Origin of the sequence: Chryseobacterium kimseyorum (genome assembly GCF_025971945.1) — a bacterium.
GTDB classification, from domain to species: Bacteria; Bacteroidota; Bacteroidia; order Flavobacteriales; family Weeksellaceae; genus Chryseobacterium; species Chryseobacterium kimseyorum.
Genome location: NZ_JAPDHW010000001.1, coordinates 261074 through 284482 on the forward strand (window position 1 = coordinate 261074; position 23409 = coordinate 284482).

23 protein-coding genes are annotated in these 23409 nt (G+C 34.9%); 11 read left to right on the forward strand and 12 right to left on the reverse strand.

Annotation, left to right across the window (positions count from 1 at the left end):
- Positions 1 to 14: 14 nt before the first annotated feature.
- The 8 genes from OMO38_RS01280 to OMO38_RS01315 all read right to left on the reverse strand — a co-directional run bounded on the left by OMO38_RS01280 (position 15) and on the right by OMO38_RS01315 (position 9499).
- Positions 15 to 1379 (reverse strand): MATE family efflux transporter, encoded by a 1365-nt coding sequence (locus tag OMO38_RS01280; protein ID WP_264748437.1) that lies wholly within the window; start codon positions 1377 to 1379, stop codon positions 15 to 17.
- Positions 1380 to 1451: 72 nt separating this feature from the next.
- Positions 1452 to 2636, reverse strand: coding sequence for a sigma-54-dependent transcriptional regulator (locus OMO38_RS01285; RefSeq protein WP_264748438.1), 1185 nt, complete (start codon positions 2634 to 2636; stop codon positions 1452 to 1454).
- Between the two features lie 273 nt (positions 2637 to 2909).
- On the reverse strand, positions 2910 to 3569 hold the full coding sequence (locus OMO38_RS01290; protein WP_264748439.1) for a YggS family pyridoxal phosphate-dependent enzyme: 660 nt from the start codon (positions 3567 to 3569) through the stop codon (positions 2910 to 2912).
- A 178-nt stretch (positions 3570 to 3747) separates the two neighbouring features.
- Positions 3748 to 4614 (reverse strand): polysaccharide deacetylase family protein, encoded by an 867-nt coding sequence (locus OMO38_RS01295; RefSeq protein WP_264748440.1) that lies wholly within the window; start codon positions 4612 to 4614, stop codon positions 3748 to 3750.
- A gap of 115 nt (positions 4615 to 4729) precedes the next feature.
- Positions 4730 to 5461 (reverse strand): DUF72 domain-containing protein, encoded by a 732-nt coding sequence (locus tag OMO38_RS01300; RefSeq protein WP_264748441.1) that lies wholly within the window; start codon positions 5459 to 5461, stop codon positions 4730 to 4732.
- A 138-nt stretch (positions 5462 to 5599) separates the two neighbouring features.
- Positions 5600 to 8338, reverse strand: a complete 2739-nt coding sequence (locus OMO38_RS01305; protein WP_264748442.1) for a heavy metal translocating P-type ATPase — start codon at positions 8336 to 8338, stop codon at positions 5600 to 5602.
- A 199-nt stretch (positions 8339 to 8537) separates the two neighbouring features.
- Positions 8538 to 9107 (reverse strand): helix-turn-helix domain-containing protein, encoded by a 570-nt coding sequence (locus OMO38_RS01310; protein WP_264748443.1) that lies wholly within the window; start codon positions 9105 to 9107, stop codon positions 8538 to 8540.
- Positions 9104 to 9499 carry an acyl-CoA thioesterase gene (locus OMO38_RS01315; protein ID WP_264748444.1) on the reverse strand — a complete coding sequence of 132 codons (396 nt, stop codon included), beginning with the start codon at positions 9497 to 9499 and terminating at the stop codon, positions 9104 to 9106. The genes OMO38_RS01310 and OMO38_RS01315 overlap by 4 nt, the downstream gene beginning before the upstream one ends.
- A 348-nt stretch (positions 9500 to 9847) precedes the next feature.
- Between OMO38_RS01315 and OMO38_RS01320 the strand changes: the two genes are divergently transcribed.
- Positions 9848 to 10228, forward strand: coding sequence for an RNA recognition motif domain-containing protein (locus tag OMO38_RS01320; protein WP_264748445.1), 381 nt, complete (start codon positions 9848 to 9850; stop codon positions 10226 to 10228).
- Between the two features lie 124 nt (positions 10229 to 10352).
- On the opposite strand, the gene OMO38_RS01325 is transcribed toward OMO38_RS01320, so the two are convergent.
- Positions 10353 to 10826, reverse strand: coding sequence for a BlaI/MecI/CopY family transcriptional regulator (locus tag OMO38_RS01325; RefSeq protein WP_264748446.1), 474 nt, complete (start codon positions 10824 to 10826; stop codon positions 10353 to 10355).
- A gap of 51 nt (positions 10827 to 10877) precedes the next feature.
- A complete protein-coding gene (locus OMO38_RS01330) occupies positions 10878 to 11525 on the reverse strand; it encodes a phosphatase PAP2 family protein (RefSeq protein WP_264748447.1) in 648 nt (215 codons plus the stop codon).
- A gap of 126 nt (positions 11526 to 11651) precedes the next feature.
- On the opposite strand from OMO38_RS01330, the gene pdhA reads away from it, so the two are divergent.
- The 5 genes from pdhA to OMO38_RS01355 all read left to right on the forward strand — a co-directional run bounded on the left by pdhA (position 11652) and on the right by OMO38_RS01355 (position 17111).
- Complete coding sequence (gene pdhA, locus OMO38_RS01335; protein ID WP_264748448.1) at positions 11652 to 12653, forward strand: pyruvate dehydrogenase (acetyl-transferring) E1 component subunit alpha; 1002 nt, start codon at positions 11652 to 11654, stop codon at positions 12651 to 12653.
- Positions 12654 to 12747: 94 nt separating this feature from the next.
- Positions 12748 to 14367 (forward strand): pyruvate dehydrogenase complex dihydrolipoamide acetyltransferase, encoded by a 1620-nt coding sequence (locus tag OMO38_RS01340; RefSeq protein ID WP_264748449.1) that lies wholly within the window; start codon positions 12748 to 12750, stop codon positions 14365 to 14367.
- A gap of 158 nt (positions 14368 to 14525) precedes the next feature.
- Complete coding sequence (locus tag OMO38_RS01345) at positions 14526 to 15392, forward strand: GLPGLI family protein (RefSeq protein ID WP_264748450.1); 867 nt, start codon at positions 14526 to 14528, stop codon at positions 15390 to 15392.
- Between the two features lie 14 nt (positions 15393 to 15406).
- A complete protein-coding gene (locus tag OMO38_RS01350) occupies positions 15407 to 16252 on the forward strand; it encodes a GLPGLI family protein (RefSeq protein ID WP_264748451.1) in 846 nt (281 codons plus the stop codon).
- 13 nt (positions 16253 to 16265) lie between these two features.
- The gene (locus OMO38_RS01355; protein ID WP_264748452.1) at positions 16266 to 17111 is read left to right on the forward strand and encodes a GLPGLI family protein; all 846 of its coding nucleotides are present in this window, start codon (positions 16266 to 16268) and stop codon (positions 17109 to 17111) included.
- A 48-nt stretch (positions 17112 to 17159) separates the two neighbouring features.
- Here OMO38_RS01355 and fsa read toward each other — a convergent pair whose 3' ends face one another.
- Both fsa and OMO38_RS01365 read right to left on the reverse strand, forming a co-directional pair.
- Positions 17160 to 17813 (reverse strand): fructose-6-phosphate aldolase, encoded by a 654-nt coding sequence (fsa, locus tag OMO38_RS01360; RefSeq protein WP_264748453.1) that lies wholly within the window; start codon positions 17811 to 17813, stop codon positions 17160 to 17162.
- Positions 17814 to 18005: 192 nt separating this feature from the next.
- Entirely contained in the window at positions 18006 to 18554 is a 549-nt protein-coding gene (locus tag OMO38_RS01365; protein WP_264748454.1) for a tetratricopeptide repeat protein, read from the reverse strand.
- 192 nt (positions 18555 to 18746) lie between these two features.
- Between OMO38_RS01365 and pepE the strand changes: the two genes are divergently transcribed.
- The 5 genes from pepE (at position 18747) to OMO38_RS01390 (ending at position 23398) form a co-directional block, all read left to right on the forward strand.
- Positions 18747 to 19439, forward strand: coding sequence for a dipeptidase PepE (gene pepE, locus OMO38_RS01370; protein WP_264748455.1), 693 nt, complete (start codon positions 18747 to 18749; stop codon positions 19437 to 19439).
- A 41-nt stretch (positions 19440 to 19480) separates the two neighbouring features.
- The gene (gene dacB / locus OMO38_RS01375; protein ID WP_264748456.1) at positions 19481 to 20854 is read left to right on the forward strand and encodes a D-alanyl-D-alanine carboxypeptidase/D-alanyl-D-alanine endopeptidase; all 1374 of its coding nucleotides are present in this window, start codon (positions 19481 to 19483) and stop codon (positions 20852 to 20854) included.
- A 5-nt stretch (positions 20855 to 20859) separates the two neighbouring features.
- Positions 20860 to 22017, forward strand: a complete 1158-nt coding sequence (locus OMO38_RS01380) for a sensor histidine kinase (RefSeq protein ID WP_264748457.1) — start codon at positions 20860 to 20862, stop codon at positions 22015 to 22017.
- Positions 22018 to 22093: 76 nt separating this feature from the next.
- A complete protein-coding gene (locus tag OMO38_RS01385) occupies positions 22094 to 22762 on the forward strand; it encodes an ABC transporter ATP-binding protein (protein WP_264748458.1) in 669 nt (222 codons plus the stop codon).
- 63 nt (positions 22763 to 22825) lie between these two features.
- On the forward strand, positions 22826 to 23398 hold the full coding sequence (locus OMO38_RS01390) for a murein L,D-transpeptidase catalytic domain family protein (protein ID WP_264748459.1): 573 nt from the start codon (positions 22826 to 22828) through the stop codon (positions 23396 to 23398).
- The last annotated feature ends 11 nt before the right edge of the window (positions 23399 to 23409 follow it).

Consider the following 23409-nt stretch of genomic DNA (forward strand, 5'->3'; position numbering starts at 1 on the left):
AGACCGCTTCAATATTATAATTTATTTGATTTAAGTCTTCGGGCAGACATATCCAGGAAACGTTTGACCAGCATAAATGCAGAGATCGTTAATCCCAATCCGAGTGCGATCCACATTCCAAAAGCGCCCATTTTTAAGGTGACACAAAGAAAATATCCTAAAGGAATGGTAATGAGCCAATACGCAATAAACGTAATTATTGACGGAATTTTCACATCCTGCAAACCTCTCAGCATTCCCAAAGCTGTTACTTGAATTCCATCAGATAGCTGAAACAATGCTGCGATAATCATCAGTTTAGAAGCCAGCATAATCACTTCTACTTCTTCAGGTTTTGTAAAAAATGTAGGCAGAATATTTCGTCCCAGAACGAAAATTAATCCGCAAATACACATAAAAAGAAAAGCAATTTTCAGATTGTTAATTCCTATTTTTCTTAGCTCTACAAAGTTTTGTTCACCGAGTTTTCTGCCAATCATTACTGTTGAAGCCACACTGAAACCAATGCATAAGTTAAAGGTAAAAGATGCCATGCTTAATGCAATCTGGTGCGAAGCGATATCATGCGAAGAAATTAGCCCGCAGATAAATGCTGCTGCCGCAAAAGCCGTCACTTCAAAGAACATCTGTAAGGCTGTCGGGAAACCTAATCTTACCATTTTCTCAAACATCTGCTTAGAAAAAACCTGCATTTTCAGTGAAAACTGTTTGATGTACAATCTTGTTTTCGGTTCTTTCATTAAAACAAAATAAAGGAAAACTACCATGAAAATTCTGGCAATTAAACTTGCCAATGCAGAACCTTTCACACCCATTTCAGGAAAAATCCAAAGTCCTTTGATGAACACGTAATTTAAAACGATATTAATAACATTCGCAATAATAGTCGCTTTGGTCACTCCAATTGTATAGGATAAACCTTCAGATACTTCTCTCAAAGTCTGAAATGCCATAAACGGAACAATACTGATCGCCATAATCCATAAAAAGTCTGCTGTATCCGGAATGATTTTCGCCGGCTGACCAGAATGGTAGAGTAGCGGTAATCCGGCAAACAAGACCAGCATCAGAATAATTCCGACAGTCATATTGATTACAAAACCGTGACTGAAAACCGAATTGATAGTCTTGCGGTCATTCTGAGAATGTGCCTCAGAAACCAAAGGCGGAATAGCAAAAGAAAATCCCAGTGCCAAAACAAACATGGAGAAAAACACTGCATTCCCCAAAGAGACAGATGCCAGTGCATCCGCACCTAACAATCTGCCGACGATGATATTGTCAAAAAGGTTTACAGAAACCTGCCCAACCTGGGTCAGCATTACTGGAAGTGCCAGAGTAAGGGCTTCTTTCGTGTAATTTTTATTTAAAAAACTCATGATATTTTACAAAAAAAATTTGCAGTATAGATACTGCAAATTTTTTATAATTTATTTTAATTAATAATTAAATTATTTTCTCACAAAACTTGCAACATCCTCTTCGGAAACTGTAGTTCCTCCAAGAATAATTAATCTTTCCACAACGTTTCTCAGCTCTCTGATATTTCCTGTCCACGACAGCGCTTTTAAAGCGTCAATAGCAGTCTCATCAAACTTTTTCAAAGCTGTACCGTGTTCATCAGAAATCAAAGTAGAAAAATGGTCTACCAACAATTTGATATCTTCTTTTCTCTCATCCAAAGGCGGAACGTAGATTTCGATAACCGATAATCTGTGATACAAATCTTCTCTGAATCTTCCAGCCTCGATTTCTTTCGCCATATTTTTGTTAGTTGCTGCAAGAACTCTTACATCAACTTTTATTTCTTTATCGCTTCCTACCGGAGAAACTTTGCTTTCCTGCAGTGCTCTTAAAACCTTTGCCTGAGCGATTAAACTCATATCACCGATCTCATCCAGGAAAATAGTACCACCATTAGCCTGTTCAAATTTCCCCTGCTTGTCTTTGATAGCACCTGTAAATGAACCTTTAACGTGACCGAAAAGTTCAGACTCAATCAATTCAGAAGGAATCGCAGCACAGTTTACTTCTACCATCGGGCCTCTCGCTCTTTCACTTAGATTGTGAATAGCGTGAGCCACCAGTTCTTTTCCGGCACCATTCGGACCGGTAATTAAAACTCTTGCATCAGAAACAGCCACTTTTTCAATCATCTCCTGAATTTTTTTCAACGGAGCAGATTCACCAATCATCTGGTATTTCTTGTTGACTTTTCTTTTCAGGGTTTTGTTTTCGGTCTGAAGATTTTTATTTTCTTTTTTTAAAGTTTCCTTTACTAAAGCATTTTTCACACTTGTAATCAATCGGTTGATGTCGATTGGTTTTGAGATAAAATCGTAAGCTCCATCCTTTAAGCAAGCTACCGCAGAATCGATATCGGCATGACCTGAAATCATAATAAACGTTGACTCAGGCTTTAACACTAAGCTTTGTTTCAAAAACTCAGTTCCTGACATTTTAGGCATTTTGATATCTGAAATTACTAAGGCAAAGTCTTCTTTCTCAACCTGTTTGTAGCCTTCAAGGCCGTCTTCAGCAATAACAAATTCGTATTCGGTCAATTCATCCGAAAGAATACTGTGAAGTACCCCGGAGATTGCTTTTTCGTCTTCTACAATAAGGATTTTTTGCATAGTCGCAAATTTAGGTATTTTTTGGTTGAGTATTAGCAAAAATCGTTCCCAAAAGTGTATTGCATTTCATTTTAAAGCCTAATTTTCTCAATGATATAAATAATATTAACGGTTTTACTGAAAATCAGTTTTTAAAGTTCTTGAATAGTATACAGATTTAAAAGATCTTCGACAAGAGTTCACGCGATAGAATAAAACCTTTACAACTTCAATGTTCTGAAATGCGGTACTCAATGGGAAAATTAATGCAGCCTGAACTGTTGAAATAGATATTTAGATCGAATAATCTCGTCTTCCGAATATCGCTGAGCCCACACGTACAGAATTGGCTCCGCACTCAATAGCGATAGGGAAGTCGTCACTCATTCCCATCGAAAGTGTTTGCAACGGCCTGATTGTATTTAAATGATCAAAAAGACTCTTTAATTTTTGAAATTCCTTTCTTACCTGACTTTCATCTTCCGTAAAAGTTGCCATTCCCATCAATCCTGTGATTTCTACATTTGGAAATTCACCGTTTACAAATTTTTCAAATAGGTTTTTGGCTTCTTCAATTTCCAATCCAAATTTTGTATCTTCTTCGGCAATCTTTACCTGAAGTAAAATGTTGATTTTTCGGCTGTACTTGCCTGCTTCTTTGTTGATTTCGTGTAAGAGCTTCTCAGAATCTACACTTTGAATAGTATCAATGAATTCGGCAATGTATTTTACTTTGTTGGTCTGAAGATGCCCAATTAAGTGCCACTGAATATCTTTTGGAAGCTGAGGATATTTCTCAACCAGTTCCTGCACTTTATTTTCACCAAAAACTTTCTGACCCAGATCATACACTTCCTGAATCGCCGAAACGGGATGTGTTTTCGAAACCGCCACCAATCCAACTTCAGAAGGAAGTTGATTTTTTATCTTGTTGTAATTTTCCTGAATACTCATACCTGCAAATTTCTGAAATTTAGAAAAGAAAAACTATTAAATAATGGAATTACTTTTAGATTTTAAATTTATATGCAAAATTATCCCACGGATCACACAGATTTTCACAGATATGTATGTGACATTGTAATTAAACGCAATCATCTGTGAAAATCCGTGAGATCTGTGGGAGATTAAATTAATTTAAAACTTCATTAATTTTAGGATATTCCGAGATTTTTCTGAATACAAAACGATTTGTTTTCTGGAGTTTTTCTATAAACAAATCGAGTTCGTTAACAGAATCCGCATCGGTCAAATATTGATCATGAGTAAGAAAAACTAAATGTCTTGACGTCTTTTCAAGATCATTGAAAAAAATACTGTCTACTCTTTTGAGCATCACCTGATGATTATCTTTAAGCTGCATTCTGTTTGTGGGTTTCCATTCAAGATCCCAGCCGATTACTTTGTAACCGGCAAGCTTTAATTTGTCTGCAGCTTCTTTTGAACTTTTAATGTCAGTGCAGGTAATATTGTTGAGTCTCCAGATGTTTCTTCCCGGTGTTCTGGCGATTTTATTTTTTAATTTTAAACTGTCTTTTGCTGTATCGAAATCGTGAACGACTAATGCGGGATTTCGATAAAAGTCCGTATATCTATTGTGAGCGTGCGTATGACTGTGATTAGACAATTCAATTAATCTGTCCTTTCTGAGAGATTCAAGATCCTGTTTTTGGCTTATACTCCCGTTAGCATGTTCACCAACCAAAAATGCTGTGGCTGAAACATTCCGTTTATGAAGAATTTTAAGAAGGTTTTCTGTCCCACGATTGGGACCGTCATCAAATGTGAGATAAATAACTCTTTTATCTGAAATGATTTCATCATCATCAATTTTCAAAACTTGCTTTGCGACGGGAGGTTTTTTAGAAATCACCGTTTCAGATTCTTTCTTGTCTTTTTTCTGATTACAACCTGTAAACAAAATTGAAGTTGCACCGAATACTGCAACCATCCCTAGAAAAGTCCTGTTGAAAGACTTTTCCACAAAAGTTTTATTCATGGAAATTGATGGATATTAAATTGTTAAAAAATGTTAATTTTCAAGTTTTAAATTTAGCAATTGTAATACCAATAATGGTGAAAAAATTTAAGATTTAATTTAATTTTAATAAAAATTATTGAGTCAATATTTGCCGAAGATAGAGCCCGTTTTTTACAGCCGAAATTCCCCAGGTATTATTGAAAAAAATAAATGATTTTAGTTTTGAATCTTTAATTTTATGTGCAAGATCATTTAAAAAATCTTCAGAATATTCCGACTTGTAAAGGACCGGTTTTCCGTGGAGACGGTAGTAAAGTACATCTTGAGAGTTAATTATAACATCTTCTGACAGCTTTGTCGGAAAACTTACGCCGGAAAATATAATTTTATGTTCCTGTAGAATTTTAAAAATTTCACTGTCCCACCAGGATTCATGGCGGAACTCAATAACGTTTAAAAACTGATCATCAATATTCTCTAAAATAAGATTCAAATTTTCCTCAGTGTTCTTAAATGAAGGTGGAAATTGATAAAGAAATCCTGCAAGTTTTTCGTTTAAATTTGTCTGAATATGTGTGCAGAATTCACCGATGTCTTCTCTGCAGTTTTCCAATCTTTTTTCATGAGAGATAGTCTTCGGAATTTTAATGAAAAATTTAAAATTTTCCGGAGTTTCATCAAACCATTTTTGAAGCGTTTTGGCAGTCGGTTTTCTGTAAAATGTAGAATTGATTTCAACTGCATTGAACTGCTGAGCATATAAACTTAAATAATCTTTACTTTTTGCTTCTTCCGGATACAGAGTTCCCTTCCAATCATTGTTGTAAAATCCTGAGCAACCGATGTAAAGGTTTTTTTCTTGCATTGTAAAAGATCAATAGTTAATAAACTCTCTGAGATCGAAATGACTCTGTTTTTAAAGTGCCTTATTAATATTTGTGGTCTGCAAAAATCTGCTTTATTTCATATCTTTTTGAGCAATTTTCAGAATATTCAAAAAGATTTATTTCACATTTAAATCAACAGAATTTAATCTCAGCGAATTTAAAATCACAGATAAAGAACTGATGCTCATCGCTGCCGCTGCAATCATTGGTGACAGTAATATTCCGAAAAAAGGATACAACAATCCTGCCGCGATAGGAATCCCCAAAACATTGTAAATAAAGGCAAAGAATAAATTTTCTTTAATGTTTTTAAGCAGTTTTTCACTTAAAATTTTCGCTTTGGCAACTCCTATTAAATCACCTTTCAATAAAGTAATTTCTGCACTTTCAATTGCGACATCGGTTCCGGTTCCCATAGCAATCCCGATATTTGCTTGAGCTAAGGCAGGAGAATCATTGATTCCGTCGCCAGTCATAGCAACTATTTTTCCCTGCTGCTGGAGTTTTTTTACTTCATTTAATTTGTCTTCCGGAAGAGAGTTGGCTTTAAAATTTTTGATACCAAGAGCATCTGCAACGGCTTTTGCGGTGTGTTCGTTATCACCGGTCATCATGATGACATCTATTCCGTCATTGAGAAGTAATTCGACTGCTCGTCGCGAACTTTCTTTGATTTTATCTGTAAAACTGATCAATCCTAAAACTTCATTTTCCCGGGCAACATAAGAAATCGTATACGCTTTTGACTGAATTTCTACAGCTTTCTGTTTTAAACTTTCGGGAATTTGAATTTTATTTGAAATCAAAAGATTTTCATTTCCTAAGTAAACGGTTTTCCCACTGATATTTCCTTTCACACCTTTCCCGGAAATATTTTCAAAATCACTTACTTTTTCCGCCGAAATATTTTCTTCTTGAGCTTTCTTTATCACGGCATTTGACAGTGGATGTTCTGAATTTTGGTTTAATGAATAAGCTAATTTTAAAAGTAAATGGACGTCATTATTTAAAGTTTCAATGTGCTCAACCGAAGGTTTTCCTTCAGTTAAAGTTCCTGTTTTATCGGTAATTAAAACGTTTACTTTATTCATCTGTTCAAGTGCCTCGGCGTTTTTAATTAAGATGCCATTCTTTGCACCTTTACCAATTCCAACCATCAGAGACATCGGCGTTGCCAATCCTAAAGCACACGGACAGGCAACGATAAGAACGGCCACTGCGTTTACAAAAGCAAACAGAGTTTTTTTGCCTTCAGGGCCAAAAAATTGCCATAAAACAAACGTTAAGACTGCAATTAAAATCACAACCGGAACAAAAACTTTCGCTACTTTATCGGTCAGTTTCTGAATCGGAGCTCGGCTTCTGCTTGCATCATTGACCATTTTAATAATTTTTGAAAGCAAGGTTTCATCACCCACTTTTTCAGCTTTCATCATGAAAACCTGATTGCCATTGATCGTTCCAGAGGTCACCTTATCCTCTAAATTTTTCTCAACAGGAATAGGTTCGCCGGTAATCATACTTTCGTCAACTACAGAATTTCCTTCGATGATTTTTCCGTCAACAGGAATTTTTTCTCCGGGTTTTACTTTTAGTAGATCTCCAATTTTTATTTCTGATAATGGGACTTTTCTTTCTTCGCCATTTACTATCAGATTAGCTTCATCCGGTGAAAGATTCATCAATTCTTTTATAGCGTTTCCTGTTCTTTTGTGAGCAGCAGCTTCCATCAATTGCCCTAAAATAACCAGAGTAATAATCACACAAACTGCCTCAAAATACAGTGGTATTTCATGACCATGACCACGGATTTCATGTGGGATCAGATCAGGGAAAATGAGAGATATAATGCTGAAAATAAATGCCGCAGAAACGCCTAAAGCAATTAAACTGAACATATTTAAGTTCCATGTTTTAAATGAAACAAAACCTCTCTTCATTAAAAACCATCCGGAATAAAACAGGACAGGAAGCGTTAATATCAGTTCAATATACCCTTGAATCTGATGTGAAAACGGAAAATTGATCAACATTCCACCCATGGATAAAATGAAAACCGGAATTGTAAATGCCAATGATGTGATAAATTTTCTTTTCAAAATATTGAAAGTTTCATCTTCGCCGCCATCTCCATTTTTATCGGGATATTTTACCAAATCCATTCCGCAGACAGGGCAACCTACATTGGAATCATACGTTTTATCTCCTTCACAAAACATAGGACAGTAATATTTTCCTGCCATATCATCTGTAACTTTCGGAGCTTCCTGATGTTGACTTTGTGAGTGAGAATGGTGATTTGAAACTGAATTTTTTACCATATCCTCGGTGATTTCTTCCAGATGCATATGGCAAACCGGGCAGTCGCCTTTTTCATCATAAATTTGATCGCCCTCGCAGAACATCGGACAGTAATAATCTCCTATGTGGTCTTTGAAATTTTTGGGTAGGTTCGTTTTAGAAAAAACAGGCTTAAAATTAGGATCTTTTGCCAGTTTTTCTTCAATAGGAACTAAAAACATATTGCAAACCGGACATCTACCACCTTGTTTGAAGTACACTTTCTCGCCTTCGCATTCCATCGGGCAGTAATAAACCGATGATGGTGAAACCCTGTCCTGAGGTTTTTGTAAAGCTTTTTCCGGATTGTCTGGGTCTTCAAGCTGATAATTTCCTATTTCGTCTAAGGCATTATTTAATTCATTTAAATCAATTTCTTGATCAGATTTAATGACTGCCGTATTATTTTGGAGGTTAATGTCAGCTTCTATATGTTCCAAACTGTTGAGTTTTTCGGAAATTATCTTTTGACAACCTGAACAGGTCATTCCCAAAACTTTATATTCCTTTTGCATAATCCTAGATTTATTTTACAAATTTCCAAAATGAAAATGGAAGACTGTTATAATTTTAAGGATAATAGTTATAGAATTGGGGATTTTTTAGGTAGAAGGGTGCTCGCTCTGTAGTGTTTGAGTGTCTTAAGAATAATATTGAGAAATTAAAGTTGAATAATGGATCTGTCACACTTAAACTTTTTACAAAATTCTAAAGTTACAGCACACCGACAAAATCCAGCGGTTTTCTGTCAAGTACTTTCAGTTTTTTAAATTCAGTAGGAGTGTGGCCGGTTGTAGCCTTAAACTGGGTTGAAAGATGTTGTACACTTTTATAGCCCATGTGTCCGGCGATTTCGGTTAAAGTAAAATCATTATTAAACAAAAGTTCTTTGACTTTTTCAATTTTCTGAAGTATATAATATTGCTCTAACGTAGTTTTTTCATTTTGAGAAAATACTTTAGATAAAGAACTGTAATCTCTATGTAATGCATCACTTAAAAAATTTGAAAGAACAAAATTTTCATCTGTATCTAATCGGCCTATTTTTAAGATGATCAGATTTTTAACATTTTCAATAAGTTGCTGGGAAGGAGATTTTATAATTTCAAAGCCAATTTCTTCAAGATTACTTTGCAATTGGTTGAGATCACTTTCTGAGACTTCAGAAGCAGTTTCAACTTCTCCCAGTTGAATCGTGCTAAATTGAATCTCAGATTTTTCAAAAATATTTGCAACCGCTGTAATACAACGGTTACATACCATATTTTTTATGAAGATTTTCATGACTGATTACTTAACCTGTCTTTTACAAACTCGACTTTAGTTTTTCCGTGTGGAGAAGGATTGCCATCTTCATCGAGGTTTACCATTACGATTCTGTCAACAGTGATAATGGTTTGGTGAGTCATTTTGTTTCTCACCGCACATCTTAAAGTTAGAGAAGTGGAACCAAATGCTGAAACTTCAATTCCAATTTCAATAATATCACCCTGTTTTGCAGAACTTACAAAATTGATTTCTGAAATGTATTTGGTGACTACTTTTTTATTTTCAAGCTGTATTACAGCATACAAAGCGGCTTCTTCATCGATCCACTGTAATAATTTTCCTCCAAAAAGTGATTGGTTAGGATTTAAATCTTCAGGTTTTACCCATTTTCTCGTGTGGTAATTCATGTAATTGCTATTTGCAGTACAAATTTAATGTTTAAAACTGAAATATTGCTTTCTACAGAATTTATTAAGGTTATTTCGTAGATATATGATCTCAATAAAGTGATTAAACCGGTCTGAAATCAACTGTAACAAAAGTTTTTCAGTTCTATAAACTGTTGATATGGTAAGCTTTATGTTAATTTAATATTAAATTAATTACATTTGTTGAAATAGTTTAAAAAAAGTTTTGATTTATTTAATTTAATTGTATCTTGCAATCGTTTATATCAGGAATCAATATTATGTTCATTATTATGTTGCTTTTCTTTTATACCAGAATTTATATTAATTTTTAATTTTTTTTTTACAATGAACATTTTTGTTTCAAACATCAATTACGCAACTAAAGAATATGAGTTGCACGATTTATTCGCAGAATTTGGCGATGTATCATCTGCTAAAATTGTTACAGACAGAGAAACTGGTCGTTCTAGAGGTTTCGGTTTCGTAGAAATGGGTGACGAAGAAGGAGCTCAAGCTATCGAAGCTCTTAATCAAAAAGAACTTAACGGTAAGATTCTTAACGTGTCTGAGGCTAAGCCAAGAGAAGAAAAACCAAGAAGAAGTTTTGATAATAACAGAAGCGGAGGTGGAAGTTATGGTAACAACCGTGGAGGAGGTAACTCTGGAGGTGGTTACGGAAACAACAACAACCGTGGAGGTAACGGAGGCGGCGGAAGTCGTTGGTAAAAAATTGAAGCGGCTTTTAAGCCGCTTTTTTTATGTCTTTACTTGAGGGAAAATAAATTGTTGTTCTATTACAGTTAGATTACTGTGTAACAGGCATCCATAATAAAATGCAATCCATTAAGTATTAATCTTTTTTCTTCTTCTTTTTCTTATCCTTTTCTTTTCCTTTTTTGTCTTTCTTAGGATTCAGAATTTCTTCTGCGAATTCTAAGGTAGGCGCTTTTACTTTTACAGGCTTCATTTCAATCTTAAGATCGAAATATTCTTTGAGGTCATTTTGAGAAACCAGATTTTCTTTAAATAAAAATTCTAAAATTTCTTTTCCTGAATTGTTGAAAAAATTCTGAGTAAGCTCCCTCAAAATAAACTTTTTGTATTCGTCGAAAGGCACGATAACACTGTACTTGAAAATTCTTCCTTCCTTTTCTGTCGACAGATAACCTTTTTCAACCAATATTTTAAGATAAGTGGAAACTGTATTCTGATGTGGTTTTGGTTCTTGATGTTTTTCCATAACATCCTTTAGATAGAATGAATTTAAGTCCCAAAAAAGCTTCATTAAGTTTTCTTCTGCTGAAGTAAGATGATTTATTTTCATATTTGAACTGAAATTTATAAGTAATAAAGTATCCTTTTAACACGGAAACTTTTATTTGATTGTTGTTTCCACAGGTATCACCTCAGTAGGTAAATCATTGCGCTGATACTTATTGTTGCAATAAAGATAAAGAAAAGAAACTAAAACAGAGATGCCTGCACCCATAAAAACTTCTTTTACAGTGTGTCTTTTAAGAATAACTCTTGTAATTCCTACCAAAATTGCAATTGCCAGCCAGGCAAAACCAATTTTCACGTCAAAGGCAAAGAACAGTGCGGAAACAAACACGTTGAATGCAGTATGCATCGAACTTTTAATATATAAATTGCTGAATTGTAACGCAAAAAGAAGTACCAAAATAAAAAGCATTACGAAGTCTATAAATCCATTCTTAATATAATTAAATGTCAGATAGGAAATAATACACACTGCAATGAATATATATAATGTTTTTCTCTGTACTCTGTTTGAAACATCCATATTGGTATATCGTCCGGTTTTTACATTCCAGACAATCCAAATTATTACCGGAAGAATAGTCATCAGTAAGATAGGAAGAAAATGGGTAAATGATTCTTTAAACGTATAATTCTGAATACTGAAATACACAAAATAGATAACCAAAGAGACTAAAGGATTAAAAAAATCGGAGATAATTCTTGAAACAATGTATAGTAAAGAGGTCTTTTTTTCTTCCATAGTGAACTTTGTGATGTAAATATAACATTATAACTAAAAAAACAATTGCTCTATATATAATAAAAACAAAGTTTTTTTTATATTTTTGCTCAACTATTTCATAATAAATAAGCAAGAAGCTAGCACATGAAAGAATTTTCTAAAGAGGTATACCTGAAATGGTATGAAGATATGACAATGTGGAGAAGGTTTGAAGACAAATGCCGTTCTCTTTATCTAAAACAAAAAATCAGAGGTTTTTTACATTTGTACAACGGTCAGGAAGCTATTCCGGCTGGTTTTACGCATGCAATGGATTTAACTAAAGACAGCATGATCACTGCTTACAGATGTCACATCCATCCGATGGCAATGGGAGTAGACCCAAAAAGAATTATGGCAGAACTTTGTGGTAAAGCTACGGGTACTTCCGGAGGTATGGGCGGATCTATGCACATTTTCAGTAAAGAACACCGTTTTTACGGAGGACACGGTATTGTAGGAGGACAAATTCCTTTGGGTGCAGGTATTGCTTTTGCAGACAAATACTTCGACAGAAAAGCAGTAAACATCTGTTTCTTCGGAGATGGTGCTTCAAGACAGGGATCTCTTCACGAAACTTTCAACATGGCAATGAACTGGAAACTTCCTGTAGTATTTGTGGTTGAAAACAATCAGTATGCAATGGGAACTTCTGTAAAAAGAACTGCTAACCATGAAGATATCTACAAATTAGGATTAGGTTACGAAATGCCTTGTTTAGCTGTTGATGCAATGGATCCTGAGAAAGTGGCTGAAGCTGCTTATGAGGCTATTGAGAGAGCTAGAAGAGGAGACGGACCAACTTTCATCGAAGCAAGAACTTACCGTTTCAGAGGTCACTCTATGTCTGATGCAGAACCTTACAGATCTAAGGATGAAGTTGCGATTGCTAAAAAAGATGATCCTATTGAATTAATCAAAGCGAGAATCTTAGAAAACAACTGGGCAACTGAAGAAGAATTAGAAGCTACAGATAACAAATCTAGAGATTTCGTAGAAGAGTGCATCGAGTTTATGGAAAATTCTCCGTACCCGACTGCAGAGAAAATCTATGAGTACGTTTACGCTCAGGAAGATTATCCATTCTTAGACCAATTAGAAAACTAAACGATAATTAAGTTAATTTGAAAATTTGAAAATGAGTTCGTAAATACATCCTTTTTTAATTTTCAAATTCCCAAATTTTCAAATTAAAAAAAATATGGCAGAAGTTATTACAATGCCACGTCTTTCCGACACTATGACGGAAGGTAAAGTGGCGAAATGGCATAAAAAAGTAGGAGATAAAATAAAGGAAGGAGATATTTTAGCTGAAATTGAAACGGATAAAGCGGTTCAGGATTTCGAATCTGAAATTGAAGGAACTCTTTTATTTGTAGGAGTAGAAGAAGGTTCTGCAGCGGCAGTTGATTCTATTCTGGCAATTATCGGTAAAGAAGGTGAAGATATTTCTTCTTTAAAAGGAGGTAGTGCTCCTGCAGCAGAAGGTGGTTCTGAAGAAAAAAAGTCTGAAGAAGAATCTAAAACTGAAAATGAATCTACCAGCGTTGAGCAAACTTCAGCAGAAGTTCCTGCAGGTGTAGAGGTAATTACAATGCCAAGACTTTCTGATACAATGACAGAAGGTAAAGTAGCTAAGTGGCACAAAAATGTTGGAGATACAGTGAAAGAAGGAGATCTTCTAGCTGAGATCGAAACAGATAAAGCTGTTCAGGACTTCGAATCTGAATTCAACGGCGTTCTTTTGAAGCAAGGTGTTGAAGAAGGTGGAGCTGCACCCGTTGACAGCGTTTTAGCAATTATCGGTCCTGAAGGAACTGATGTTTCTGGAGTAGGTGCCGCAAAACCGGCATCAAAATCTGAAGATCAACCAGCTGAACAGAAATCTGAAGCGAAAGCTGAAGAGAAATCGGTTGCACAAACTACTGATGCATCATCGTCTGACAGAGTGGCAATCTCTCCTTTAGCTAAAAAAATGGCTCAGGATAAAGGTGTTGATATCCATAGCGTACAGGGTTCTGGTGAAAACGGAAGAATTGTGAAAAAAGATATTGAAAACTATCAGCCTTCACAAAAAACTGAAGTTGCTACGGCTCAACAAAGTAATGCAGCAGCGCAGGTTGCTTTAAGCTTTGTGCAGGGAGAAGATACAGAAACTCCAAACTCTCAGGTAAGAAATATTATTGCGAAACGTCTTTCTGAAAGTAAATTCTCTGCTCCTCATTATTATCTGATGGTTGAAATCAACATGGATAAAGCGATTGAAGCGAGAAAAGAAATCAACTCATTGCCAGATACTAAAATTTCATTCAATGACATGGTGATTAAAGCGACAGCTGTTGCTTTAAGAAAACATCCACAGGTGAACTCAAGCTGGGCAGGAGATAAAGTAATTCACAGAGGAAACATCAATGTCGGAGTAGCAGTTGCAATTCCTGACGGATTGGTGGTTCCGGTTCTGAAAAATACAGATCAGATGAATTACACTCAGATTTCTGCTGCTGTGAAAGATATGGCCGGAAGAGCAAAATCTAAAGGTCTTAAAGCAAACGAAATGGAAGGTTCTACATTCTCTATCTCAAACTTAGGAATGTTCGGAATTGAAACTTTCACAAGTATCATCAACCAACCAAACGCTGCAATTCTTTCTGTAGGTGCAATTATCGAGAAACCGATCGTAAAGAACGGTCAGATCGTAGTAGGAAATATTATGAAGCTTTCATTGGCATGTGATCACAGAGTGGTAGACGGTTCTACGGGAGCTCAGTTCTTACAGACTTTAAAAACATATTTAGAAAGCCCACTAACTTTGTTACTGTAATTTTCTTTTTATATTATACTAAAACCTCTCATTTCGGGAGGTTTTTTTGTTTAAAATTTATAAAATCATACATCTTATTCTCTAATTTTGCCCTAAACCCTAAACCCTAAAGCATTGTCTTTTAAAAATAATATCCTATTTTAGTGAAAAAAAATTCTATGAAGAGAATCATTATTGGAATACTGTCTTTTTTAAGCATCTCATCTTACGCACAGAATCAGCGTTTTTCTTATGAGTATAAATTTGTCATCGATTCTACAGAAAAAGATAAAACAGCAACAGAAATCATGCTTTTAGAAGTTTTTCCTCACGGCTCAAAGTTCTACAGCAGAGAAGTGTTTGAATCTGATTCAATGATGGATGCAGAGATTAAAAAACAGTCGAGAGGTTTCGATAATCATATTAATTTAAAGGGATTTAAAAGCAAGGGAAAAATAAGATATCAGATCGAAAAAAACTATCCAGACTACTCTGTAAAATATTTTACACGCTTAGGTTCTTCGGAATATATGATCCAGGAATCCAGAAAAATAGACTGGAAAATATTGCCGGAAAATGAAAAGGTGGGTGAGTTTACCACTCAGAAAGCAACTTGCAACTATGTCGGTAGAGTCTGGACTGCTTGGTTTACTGCAGATATTCCCATTCAGGATGGACCGTATAAATTTCATGGTCTGCCGGGCTTAATTGTAAAACTGGAAGACAGAACAAAATCACATACTTTTGAATTAAAAGGTGTGGCTAAATTTGGGAATGAAAAAGAATGGAAAAGTTTAAAGGATATAGAACGATATGAACCCCTTATTGTTTTAAACGATAAAAAATATAAAAAAGCATATCTGGATAACAGGGCAGATCCAAATAAAGGACTTCGTGGACTTTTAGCAGAAGGCGGAAAAATTGAAATGAAAGATCCTTCGGGAAAAATTATCGATACCAATGAAATGATGAAAAGAAGAGAAAAACAACAGTTAGAAGCCAATAAGAAGAACAACAATCTGTTGGAATTAGACTTATTACAATAATTTAGAACATCCAAATGAAAACATTACTTATCACATTTTTGTCATTTTTCAGTTTACAATTTACCGCACAAAACCAGCGTTTCCTTTATGAGTATAAATTTGTAAAAGATTCTACTGAAAAAAGTAAATCTGAAACTGAACTCATGGTTTTAGATGCCATTAAAACAGGTTCTAAATTTTACAGTTTGAAAAAAAGCATAGCAGATTCCATACATCAGGACAGATTGAAAAAAAATGCGAGAGATTTTTCAGGATTAGATTATGGATTGGTGCATTATGTAGTTGAAAAAACATATCCCGATTTCCAAATTGAGTTCTTCAACGTTTTTGAAATGGATAAGTACAAGGTTACCGAAAAGAGAAAATTAGCCTGGAAAATACTGCCCGATAAAGAGAAAATAGGTGAATTGAATACTCAGAAAGCTTCCGTTAATTTTGCAGGAAGAATCTGGACGGCGTGGTTTGCAACTGATGTGCCGATTCAGGATGGACCTTATAAATTTCATGGTCTTCCGGGGTTAATTGTAAAATTGGAGGATAAAACCCAATCGCATTCTTTTGTATTAAAAGAAATCAAAAAACTTCCTATAGATTATCAATGGGAAAGTGACAATAAAATAAAGAGTTTCAATGCAACAATTTCACTTGATGAGATCAAATATAAAAAACAGTTTCTTGATTTTAGAAATAATCCGGCTAAAAGTTTAAGACAGATAGTTTCAAGTAATCAAAAAATAAATATAATTGATGAGTCTGGAAAACCTCTGGATATTGAAAAATTAATTAAAGACAAAGAAAGAGCAGCCAAGGAAAATAATGCCAGAGACAATAATGTATTAGAATTGGACTTATTAAAATAATTTTAAAGTACTGATGAAAAACCTATTACTTACAATTTTTACTTTTTCAGGTATTCTTTTGTATGCACAAAATCAAAGATTCAGCTATGAATACAAATTTGTGACCGATTCTACAGCAAAAGACAGATCTATAACTGAACTGATGTATCTTGATATTTCAAAAAACGGTTCGAAATTTTACAGCCGGGACAAGGTTTTGGCAGATTCACTCATGAGAGAAATAGATAAAAGAGGTAGCAACGATTTTCAGGGGATAACGTTTGGAAGTGTTCAGCATATCGTAGAAAAAACATATCCGGATTATAAAATTCAGTTCTTTAACCGAATTGATATGGATGAGTATAAAGTTTCTGATGGTCGAAAAATTGACTGGAAAATTCTTCCTGATCAACAAAAAGTAGGAGAGTTTAATGCTCAGAAGGCTGTGGGGAATTTTGCCGGCAGACAATGGATAGCCTGGTTTACCACAGAAATTCCTATTCAGGATGGCCCGTATAAATTCAATGGTTTACCGGGATTGATTGTAAAAATTGAAGACAGAACAAATTCACATTCATTTGTTTTAAAAGAAGTAAAGAGACTGAAGGCAGAAGACGTATGGATAAGCGACGATAATCGCAAAAGATACGACCCTTTAATTATTCTCAGTCAGGACAAATATAAAAAACAGTTTATAGACGCAAGAAATAATCCCACAAAAGGGATGAGACAGCTGATGTCTAGAGGTGGCAGCGTTAAATTTACAGACAGCAATGGAAAAGAGCTCGATGCTGAAAAAATGATGCGTGATCAGGAGAAAAGAGCAAAAGAAAATAATGCAAAAGACAATAATCTGTCGGAACTCGATTTGCTACAGTAAAAAACGCCCGAAACCTTAGTTTCGGGCGTTCATATTTTAAACTTAATTTTAAGCTAATTTCTGAGAATCTGAGATAAACTGAGCCAATCCGCTGTCTGTTAACGGGTGTTTCAATAAACTCAAGATCGGAGGAAGTGGCGAAGTGATCACATCTGCACCAATCTTTGCACAGTCGATAATATGCATTGAATGACGGATAGATGCTGCCAAAATTTCAGTTTCATACATGTAGTTATCAAATACCAATCTGATTTCTTCAATTAGATTCAAACCGTCAGTAGAAATATCATCTAATCTTCCAAGGAAAGGAGAAACGTAAGATGCACCTGCTTTAGCAGCTAAAAGCGCCTGTCCAACAGAGAAAATCAAAGTACAGTTGGTTCTGATTCCTTTGTCAGAAAAATATTTTAATGCTTTGATACCATCTTTAATCATTGGAATTTTCACCACGATGTTTGGGTGAATTGCAGCCAACTCATCGCCTTCTTTGATCATTTCTTCGTAAGTAGTAGAAAGCACTTCAGCAGAAATATCTCCGTCTACGATCTCACAAATAGCTTTATAATGATCTTTAATTGCTTCAGCACCTCTGATGCCTTCTTTTGCCATCAATGATGGATTTGTGGTTACACCATCCAAAATACCAAGGTCTTTAGCTTCTTTAATTTGCTCTAAATTAGCAGTGTCAATAAAAAATTTCATATGATAGATTTATTCTTACAAAGATAATGAATACTTCTTAATTAAAGATTGATCAGATGTTACGAAATGTGTTACTATCAAAGCCATCAAATATATTGTCCATCTCACATCCTTTTCACTGAATAGAATAATTTTACATTCATCATCTTTAATATAAGAAAAAATCCGGAGATGTTTCCGGATTTTACTATACTATGAATTTAAGGCCTTGCTGAGTTTTACAGCGTCCTGATTGCTCGGATCATACTGCAGTGACTTCGCAATATATTCTTTTGCCTTATTAGGATTTGTCTGCTGCTCTGCAAAGGCAATATACAGATAGGCGTATGCCAGACTTTTTTTATTCTGTTCAAGTTCTTCTGGTTTTACAGTCGAAATATACTTCTCGTATGCAATTTTTGCATTGGCATCATCTTTAGCAGATTGATACGCATATCCCTGGCTGTAGTAAGATGGTGCCCAATCTGGCAATAAAACAGATATTTTTTTCCAGGTATCGACTGCATTTGGCCAGTCAGAAGCGTCCTGATATGCTGTAGCTAGTTTTGACAACGACTCTGCATCTTTCGGATTTGTTTCTACTTGTTTTTTGAGTGCATCAATAGTCGGGTTAGTTTGAGCCGGACTCGTTGTTGCTGTATTTGCTGTTTCCGTAGTAGTCTGTGCGTTCACAAAACCTGCAGTTCCAGCAAGCATTAAACCTAAAAAAAGATTTCTAACATTACTTTTAATCATTTTCATAATCTTACATTTTTTAAAATTCTAATTTAAATGTTCAATTATAATTCCATAAAACCAGAAATTTTAGAAGGTTTAAGTTTTTTTAGAAATTATTAATATCAGGAATTATTTTTTAACTAAATTTTTGAATCGTTATCTTTTGAACTTATCTTTGTCACAGAACGTTTTGTCACAATTTATTTACAATCTGTCATGAATATCATCTTAGCTTCAACTTCCACACTCTTCGGTGGAGCGTATTTAGAATATTTAAAAGAAGAATTAATTAATTTATATCACGGAATTGATGAAATTATTTTTATTCCTTTTGCCAGACCCGGCGGAATCTCTCATGATGATTATACAGAAAAAGCAAGGTCTTTTTTTGAGACGATTAATATAAAGGTGAAAGGTCTTCATGAATTTGATAATAAAACTGAAGCCATTAACGAAGCAGAAGGATATTTTACGGGAGGCGGAAATACATTTTTATTGGTAAAAAACCTGCATGAGGAAAATTTGATGAAAATATTAAAACAAAATATTGAAAGCGGAAAACCATATCTCGGTTGCAGTGCAGGCAGTAATATTGGCGGTCAAACTATGAAAACAACGAATGATATGCCCATTGTTTATCCGCCAAGTTTTGACTGTATGGGATTGGTTCCTTTTAACATCAATCCACATTATTTAGATCCAAATCCTGAACTTAGACATAACGGTGAAACGAGAGAAACCAGAATAAAAGAATTTTTGACACAAAATGATATGAAGGTTGTCGGCTTGCGCGAAGGTAACTGGATCAGAAGAATTAATGATACAATAACCGTAGAAGGTAATGAGTTGACAAGAATTTTTGAGAAAGATAAAGAACCTTACGAAATTGAATCTGGCAGTCAGCTGTAATTTTATTTCATAATTTTTATATTTGAATAAACATCACAATAATGAAAAGATCGTTTGCCATTCTTACTTTTTCCGCACAAATTTTATTCAGCCAAAACATCACCCAAAAACTGGATGATGCAACCAAAAAACTGATGAATTCCAGTACGGCAATTTCGTCTAACCTGTCATTTTATGTTGCTGATGAAAGCGGAAATGCTGTTTATGATTATCAGGGAAGTAAAGGACTTTCAACTGCTTCTACACAGAAAATTTTCACTGCTGCAGCTGCTTTAGAAACTTTAGGCAAAAATTTCACTTACAAAACAAGTTCGGCATATTCTGGTACAATTTCAAATGGGAATTTAAATGGGAACCTCTTTATTACTTCTAATGGTGATCCAACTTTAGGAAGCTGGAGATATGATGGCTACAAACCTGAAAATTTTAAACAAAAATTATTAGATGCGATTAAAAAATCAGGAATTAAAAAAATATCCGGAGATTTGATTGTTGACGATTCATATTTTGATCATCAGACCATTCCTGGAGGTTGGCCGTATGACGATTTCGGAAATTACTACGGAGCCGGAGTCTGGGGAATTAACTGGAGAGAAAATCAATTTGACATCAACATCAGCGGAACAGATTTTAAAAGTTTTTCGTATCCGTTAGCGGGAATTAAATGGTTAAATGACCTGAAAGCAGCCGGAAGTTCTGATCAGAGTCTGATTTTTACTTCCCCTTATTCTGACGTCGCATTGATTAACGGAAATTTACCTGCAGGAAAAATCACTACGGTTTCAGGTTCTGTGCCTAATCCTCCTTTACAGCTGGGTTTAGAAGTTCAGCAGTGGCTAAAAGATTCAGGAATTGAATTTTCAGGAAAAGTAATGACCAGTACTCAGATTGAAATTGAAGGAAAGAAAATCTTAGAATTCCCCAAAAGCAATATTATTTTCACTTATGAATCACCAACTCTAGACAAAATAGTCTATTGGTTCCTGAGAAAATCTGTCAATATGTACGGAGAAAATTTAATCAAGACTTTAGGGAAGGAGAAGAAAGGAAATTCAAGTTTCAAAAGTGGAGTCGCTTATCTGAAAGAATTTTGGAAATCGAAAGAAATAATTTCAAACATGATTAATTTCGCTGACGGTAGCGGACTTTCGCCACAAAATTATGTTTCCGCTAAGGCAGAAGTTCAGGCCTTACTATACGCGAAAAAGCAAACCTGGTTCGATTCTTACTATGAAGGATTTCCCACTCAGGATAACGGAATGAAAATGAAAAGCGGAACGATGAGAGATACAAAATCTTACGCAGGATATCACAGTGCAAAAGACGGTAAAAAATATGTTTATTCAATCATTATTAACAATTATGAAGGAAGCGGAAGTACTGAGCTGCAGAAGATTTTAAATGTTTTAAAATAATTAATTTGAAAAAAAGATCCATATTTTCGAGATTCAACAACTGGTTTATTTTTTCTCTGATGACGCTCGTTGTGATTGCTATTGTGATTGCTTCAACGTTGGTCATTAATTATTTAAGAAGAGAAGAAGTGCGGAGAGTTGATATTTTGGTAAGTGCCATAAAATTTCAGCAGGAAGCAACATCTTCCAGTTTGGAAGTTCAGTCACTGCTTCTCACTATTTACAGTTCAAATACTACAATCCCTGTTATTATTTTAGACAAAAATGATCAGGTGATAGAGCATAAAAACATCTCGAAAGAATACGAAAACAGCAATCAGGAAATTGTTGACTTGGCTAAACGGATGGCAAAAAAATATCCGCCTATTGAACTCGAATTTTCTAACGGTAATAATCAGTTTCTTTATTATGACAATTCAAAAATTCTGAACAATTTACAGTATTCACCTTTCCTTTTAGGATTTTTTGTATTATGCTATTTCTTATTTTCATTCTGGTTTTTACGGACTGTCAAAAAAACGGATGAAGGTTATCTTTGGGCTGGTCTGGCGAAAGAAACTGCCCATCAAATTGGAACTCCTCTGTCTTCAATGATGGGATGGATGGAAATTATGAAACTGGAAAACCCTGAGTCAGACGGCGTACACGAGATTGAAAAAGATATTGAAAGGCTGAGAACAATCTCAGAAAGATTTTCTAAAATTGGTTCGGTCCCGGAATTAAATGACATGAACTTTAATGAAACCATTCAGGAAAATTATGACTATCTGAAAACAAGAATTTCTAAAAAAATCAACTTTACTCTTTTACTGCCAACGTATAATATTCTCGTTCCGCACAATAAAATCCTGATGAGTTGGGTGATTGAGAACTTAGTTAAGAATGCCGTTGATGCGATGAAAGGACAGGGAATTTTACAAATGTCAGTTTTTGAACGAAACAAAAATATTTTGATAGAAGTAAAAGACAATGGCAGCGGGATGACAAAGTACCAAGCGCAAAATGCTTTCAAGCCGGGATATTCTACAAAAAAGCGCGGTTGGGGATTGGGTTTAAGCTTAGCCAAAAGAGTAGTGCAGGAATACCACAACGGGGATATAAAAATTTCACAGACTGAAGTTGGAAAAGGAACAACCTTCAGAATCATTATTAAAAAAGGATAATTTTTTAACAAATGAAGGATGCTAAAACCTTATTTCAAAAAAGCCAAAAGCGAAAAAAAATCACTATTTTTGAAGCATGATTAGAGCAAGTAATATCCATAAATCTTATGGTAGTCTGGAAGTTTTAAAGGGAGTTGATCTTCACATCAAAGCGGGTGAAGTTGTTTCGATTGTTGGGGAATCCGGAGCAGGAAAATCTACTCTTTTACAGATTTTAGGAACATTAGACAGTCCCTCTAGTCCAAAAAACTATAACACTGAAATCGAACTCAATGGCGAATCATTTATCAACATGAGTGATAAGCAGATATCAAAATTCAGAAATCAGAATATAGGTTTTGTATTTCAGTTCCATCAGCTGCTTCCGGAATTTACTGCGCTGGAGAATGTTTTAATTCCGACAAAAATTGCTGGAGCCAATGAAAAAGAAGCTGTAGAAAAAGCTTACGATCTATTTGAAGATTTGAAAATCGCACAGCGATTACATCATAAGCCCAATCAGCTATCAGGTGGGGAGGCGCAGAGAGTTGCGGTAGCCAGAGCGCTGATCAATTCTCCTAAAATCATTTATGCTGACGAGCCTACGGGAAATTTAGATTCGAAAAACGCTGATGATCTTCACAGATTGTTTTTTGATCTTAGAGATAAGTACAACCAGACTTTTGTCATCGTAACTCATAACCCGAATTTGGCGGAGATTACAGACAGAAAACTGGTGATGAAAGACGGGCTGATTATTGAATAATTTGCTGTTTGCGGTAAGCTTGTGCTGATAACTTTTAGTAGTACAATTTTAAAAACACTTTTGATGAAACAACTTCTTTACCTGTTTCTTTTTGTTTTTTCGTGTTCAGAAACACAATCTCAGCAAAGTCAGTTGGTTTTGCCTGCATCAAAAGTTTCTGAAATCAGAGATTTTCTGAAAGGGAAAAATTACAATCAGGATATTGCAGTTTTTATTAATTTTAAAACGCATTCCGGGAAATACAGATATTTCGTCTACGATCTGAAAAATGATAAAATTTTGCAGAAGGCAGTCGTTTCTCACGGTTCGGGTTCTGTTATTTCTAAATCAAATGACCTCAGATTTTCAAACGTAGAGGGTTCTTATCAGTCTTCATTAGGAAAGTATGAAATCCGTGAAAATTATGTCGGCAAGTTTGGAAAAGCATATCGGTTACAAGGTTTAGATTCTACCAACAGCAATGCGATGCAGCGTGCGATTGTTCTTCATTCTTATCACTGTATTCCAAACCGGGAATCAGAGAATTTGGCCTGTTTAAGTTTGGGCTGTCCCATGCTCTCAAAAACTGCATTTGATCAAACAGCCAAGTATATCGACAGGTCGCAAAAACCAATTATTTTATACGCATTCTATTAAATTAATTTTCA

What these genes read in the sequence shown, in the direction of transcription:
- OMO38_RS01280 (WP_264748437.1), bottom strand. Translation starts at nt 1,379, where the DNA reads ATGAGTTTTTTAAATAAAAATTACACGAAAGAAGCCCTTACTCTGGCA.
- OMO38_RS01285 (WP_264748438.1), bottom strand. Translation starts at nt 2,636, where the DNA reads ATGCAAAAAATCCTTATTGTAGAAGACGAAAAAGCAATCTCCGGGGTA.
- OMO38_RS01290 (WP_264748439.1), bottom strand. Translation starts at nt 3,569, where the DNA reads ATGAGTATTCAGGAAAATTACAACAAGATAAAAAATCAACTTCCTTCT.
- OMO38_RS01295 (WP_264748440.1), bottom strand. Translation starts at nt 4,614, where the DNA reads ATGAATAAAACTTTTGTGGAAAAGTCTTTCAACAGGACTTTTCTAGGG.
- OMO38_RS01300 (WP_264748441.1), bottom strand. Translation starts at nt 5,461, where the DNA reads ATGCAAGAAAAAAACCTTTACATCGGTTGCTCAGGATTTTACAACAAT.
- OMO38_RS01305 (WP_264748442.1), bottom strand. Translation starts at nt 8,338, where the DNA reads ATGCAAAAGGAATATAAAGTTTTGGGAATGACCTGTTCAGGTTGTCAA.
- OMO38_RS01310 (WP_264748443.1), bottom strand. Translation starts at nt 9,107, where the DNA reads ATGAAAATCTTCATAAAAAATATGGTATGTAACCGTTGTATTACAGCG.
- OMO38_RS01315 (WP_264748444.1), bottom strand. Translation starts at nt 9,499, where the DNA reads ATGAATTACCACACGAGAAAATGGGTAAAACCTGAAGATTTAAATCCT.
- OMO38_RS01320 (WP_264748445.1), top strand. Translation starts at nt 9,848, where the DNA reads ATGAACATTTTTGTTTCAAACATCAATTACGCAACTAAAGAATATGAG.
- OMO38_RS01325 (WP_264748446.1), bottom strand. Translation starts at nt 10,826, where the DNA reads ATGAAAATAAATCATCTTACTTCAGCAGAAGAAAACTTAATGAAGCTT.
- OMO38_RS01330 (WP_264748447.1), bottom strand. Translation starts at nt 11,525, where the DNA reads ATGGAAGAAAAAAAGACCTCTTTACTATACATTGTTTCAAGAATTATC.
- pdhA (WP_264748448.1), top strand. Translation starts at nt 11,652, where the DNA reads ATGAAAGAATTTTCTAAAGAGGTATACCTGAAATGGTATGAAGATATG.
- OMO38_RS01340 (WP_264748449.1), top strand. Translation starts at nt 12,748, where the DNA reads ATGGCAGAAGTTATTACAATGCCACGTCTTTCCGACACTATGACGGAA.
- OMO38_RS01345 (WP_264748450.1), top strand. Translation starts at nt 14,526, where the DNA reads ATGAAGAGAATCATTATTGGAATACTGTCTTTTTTAAGCATCTCATCT.
- OMO38_RS01350 (WP_264748451.1), top strand. Translation starts at nt 15,407, where the DNA reads ATGAAAACATTACTTATCACATTTTTGTCATTTTTCAGTTTACAATTT.
- OMO38_RS01355 (WP_264748452.1), top strand. Translation starts at nt 16,266, where the DNA reads ATGAAAAACCTATTACTTACAATTTTTACTTTTTCAGGTATTCTTTTG.
- fsa (WP_264748453.1), bottom strand. Translation starts at nt 17,813, where the DNA reads ATGAAATTTTTTATTGACACTGCTAATTTAGAGCAAATTAAAGAAGCT.
- OMO38_RS01365 (WP_264748454.1), bottom strand. Translation starts at nt 18,554, where the DNA reads ATGAAAATGATTAAAAGTAATGTTAGAAATCTTTTTTTAGGTTTAATG.
- pepE (WP_264748455.1), top strand. Translation starts at nt 18,747, where the DNA reads ATGAATATCATCTTAGCTTCAACTTCCACACTCTTCGGTGGAGCGTAT.
- dacB (WP_264748456.1), top strand. Translation starts at nt 19,481, where the DNA reads ATGAAAAGATCGTTTGCCATTCTTACTTTTTCCGCACAAATTTTATTC.
- OMO38_RS01385 (WP_264748458.1), top strand. Translation starts at nt 22,094, where the DNA reads ATGATTAGAGCAAGTAATATCCATAAATCTTATGGTAGTCTGGAAGTT.
- OMO38_RS01390 (WP_264748459.1), top strand. Translation starts at nt 22,826, where the DNA reads ATGAAACAACTTCTTTACCTGTTTCTTTTTGTTTTTTCGTGTTCAGAA.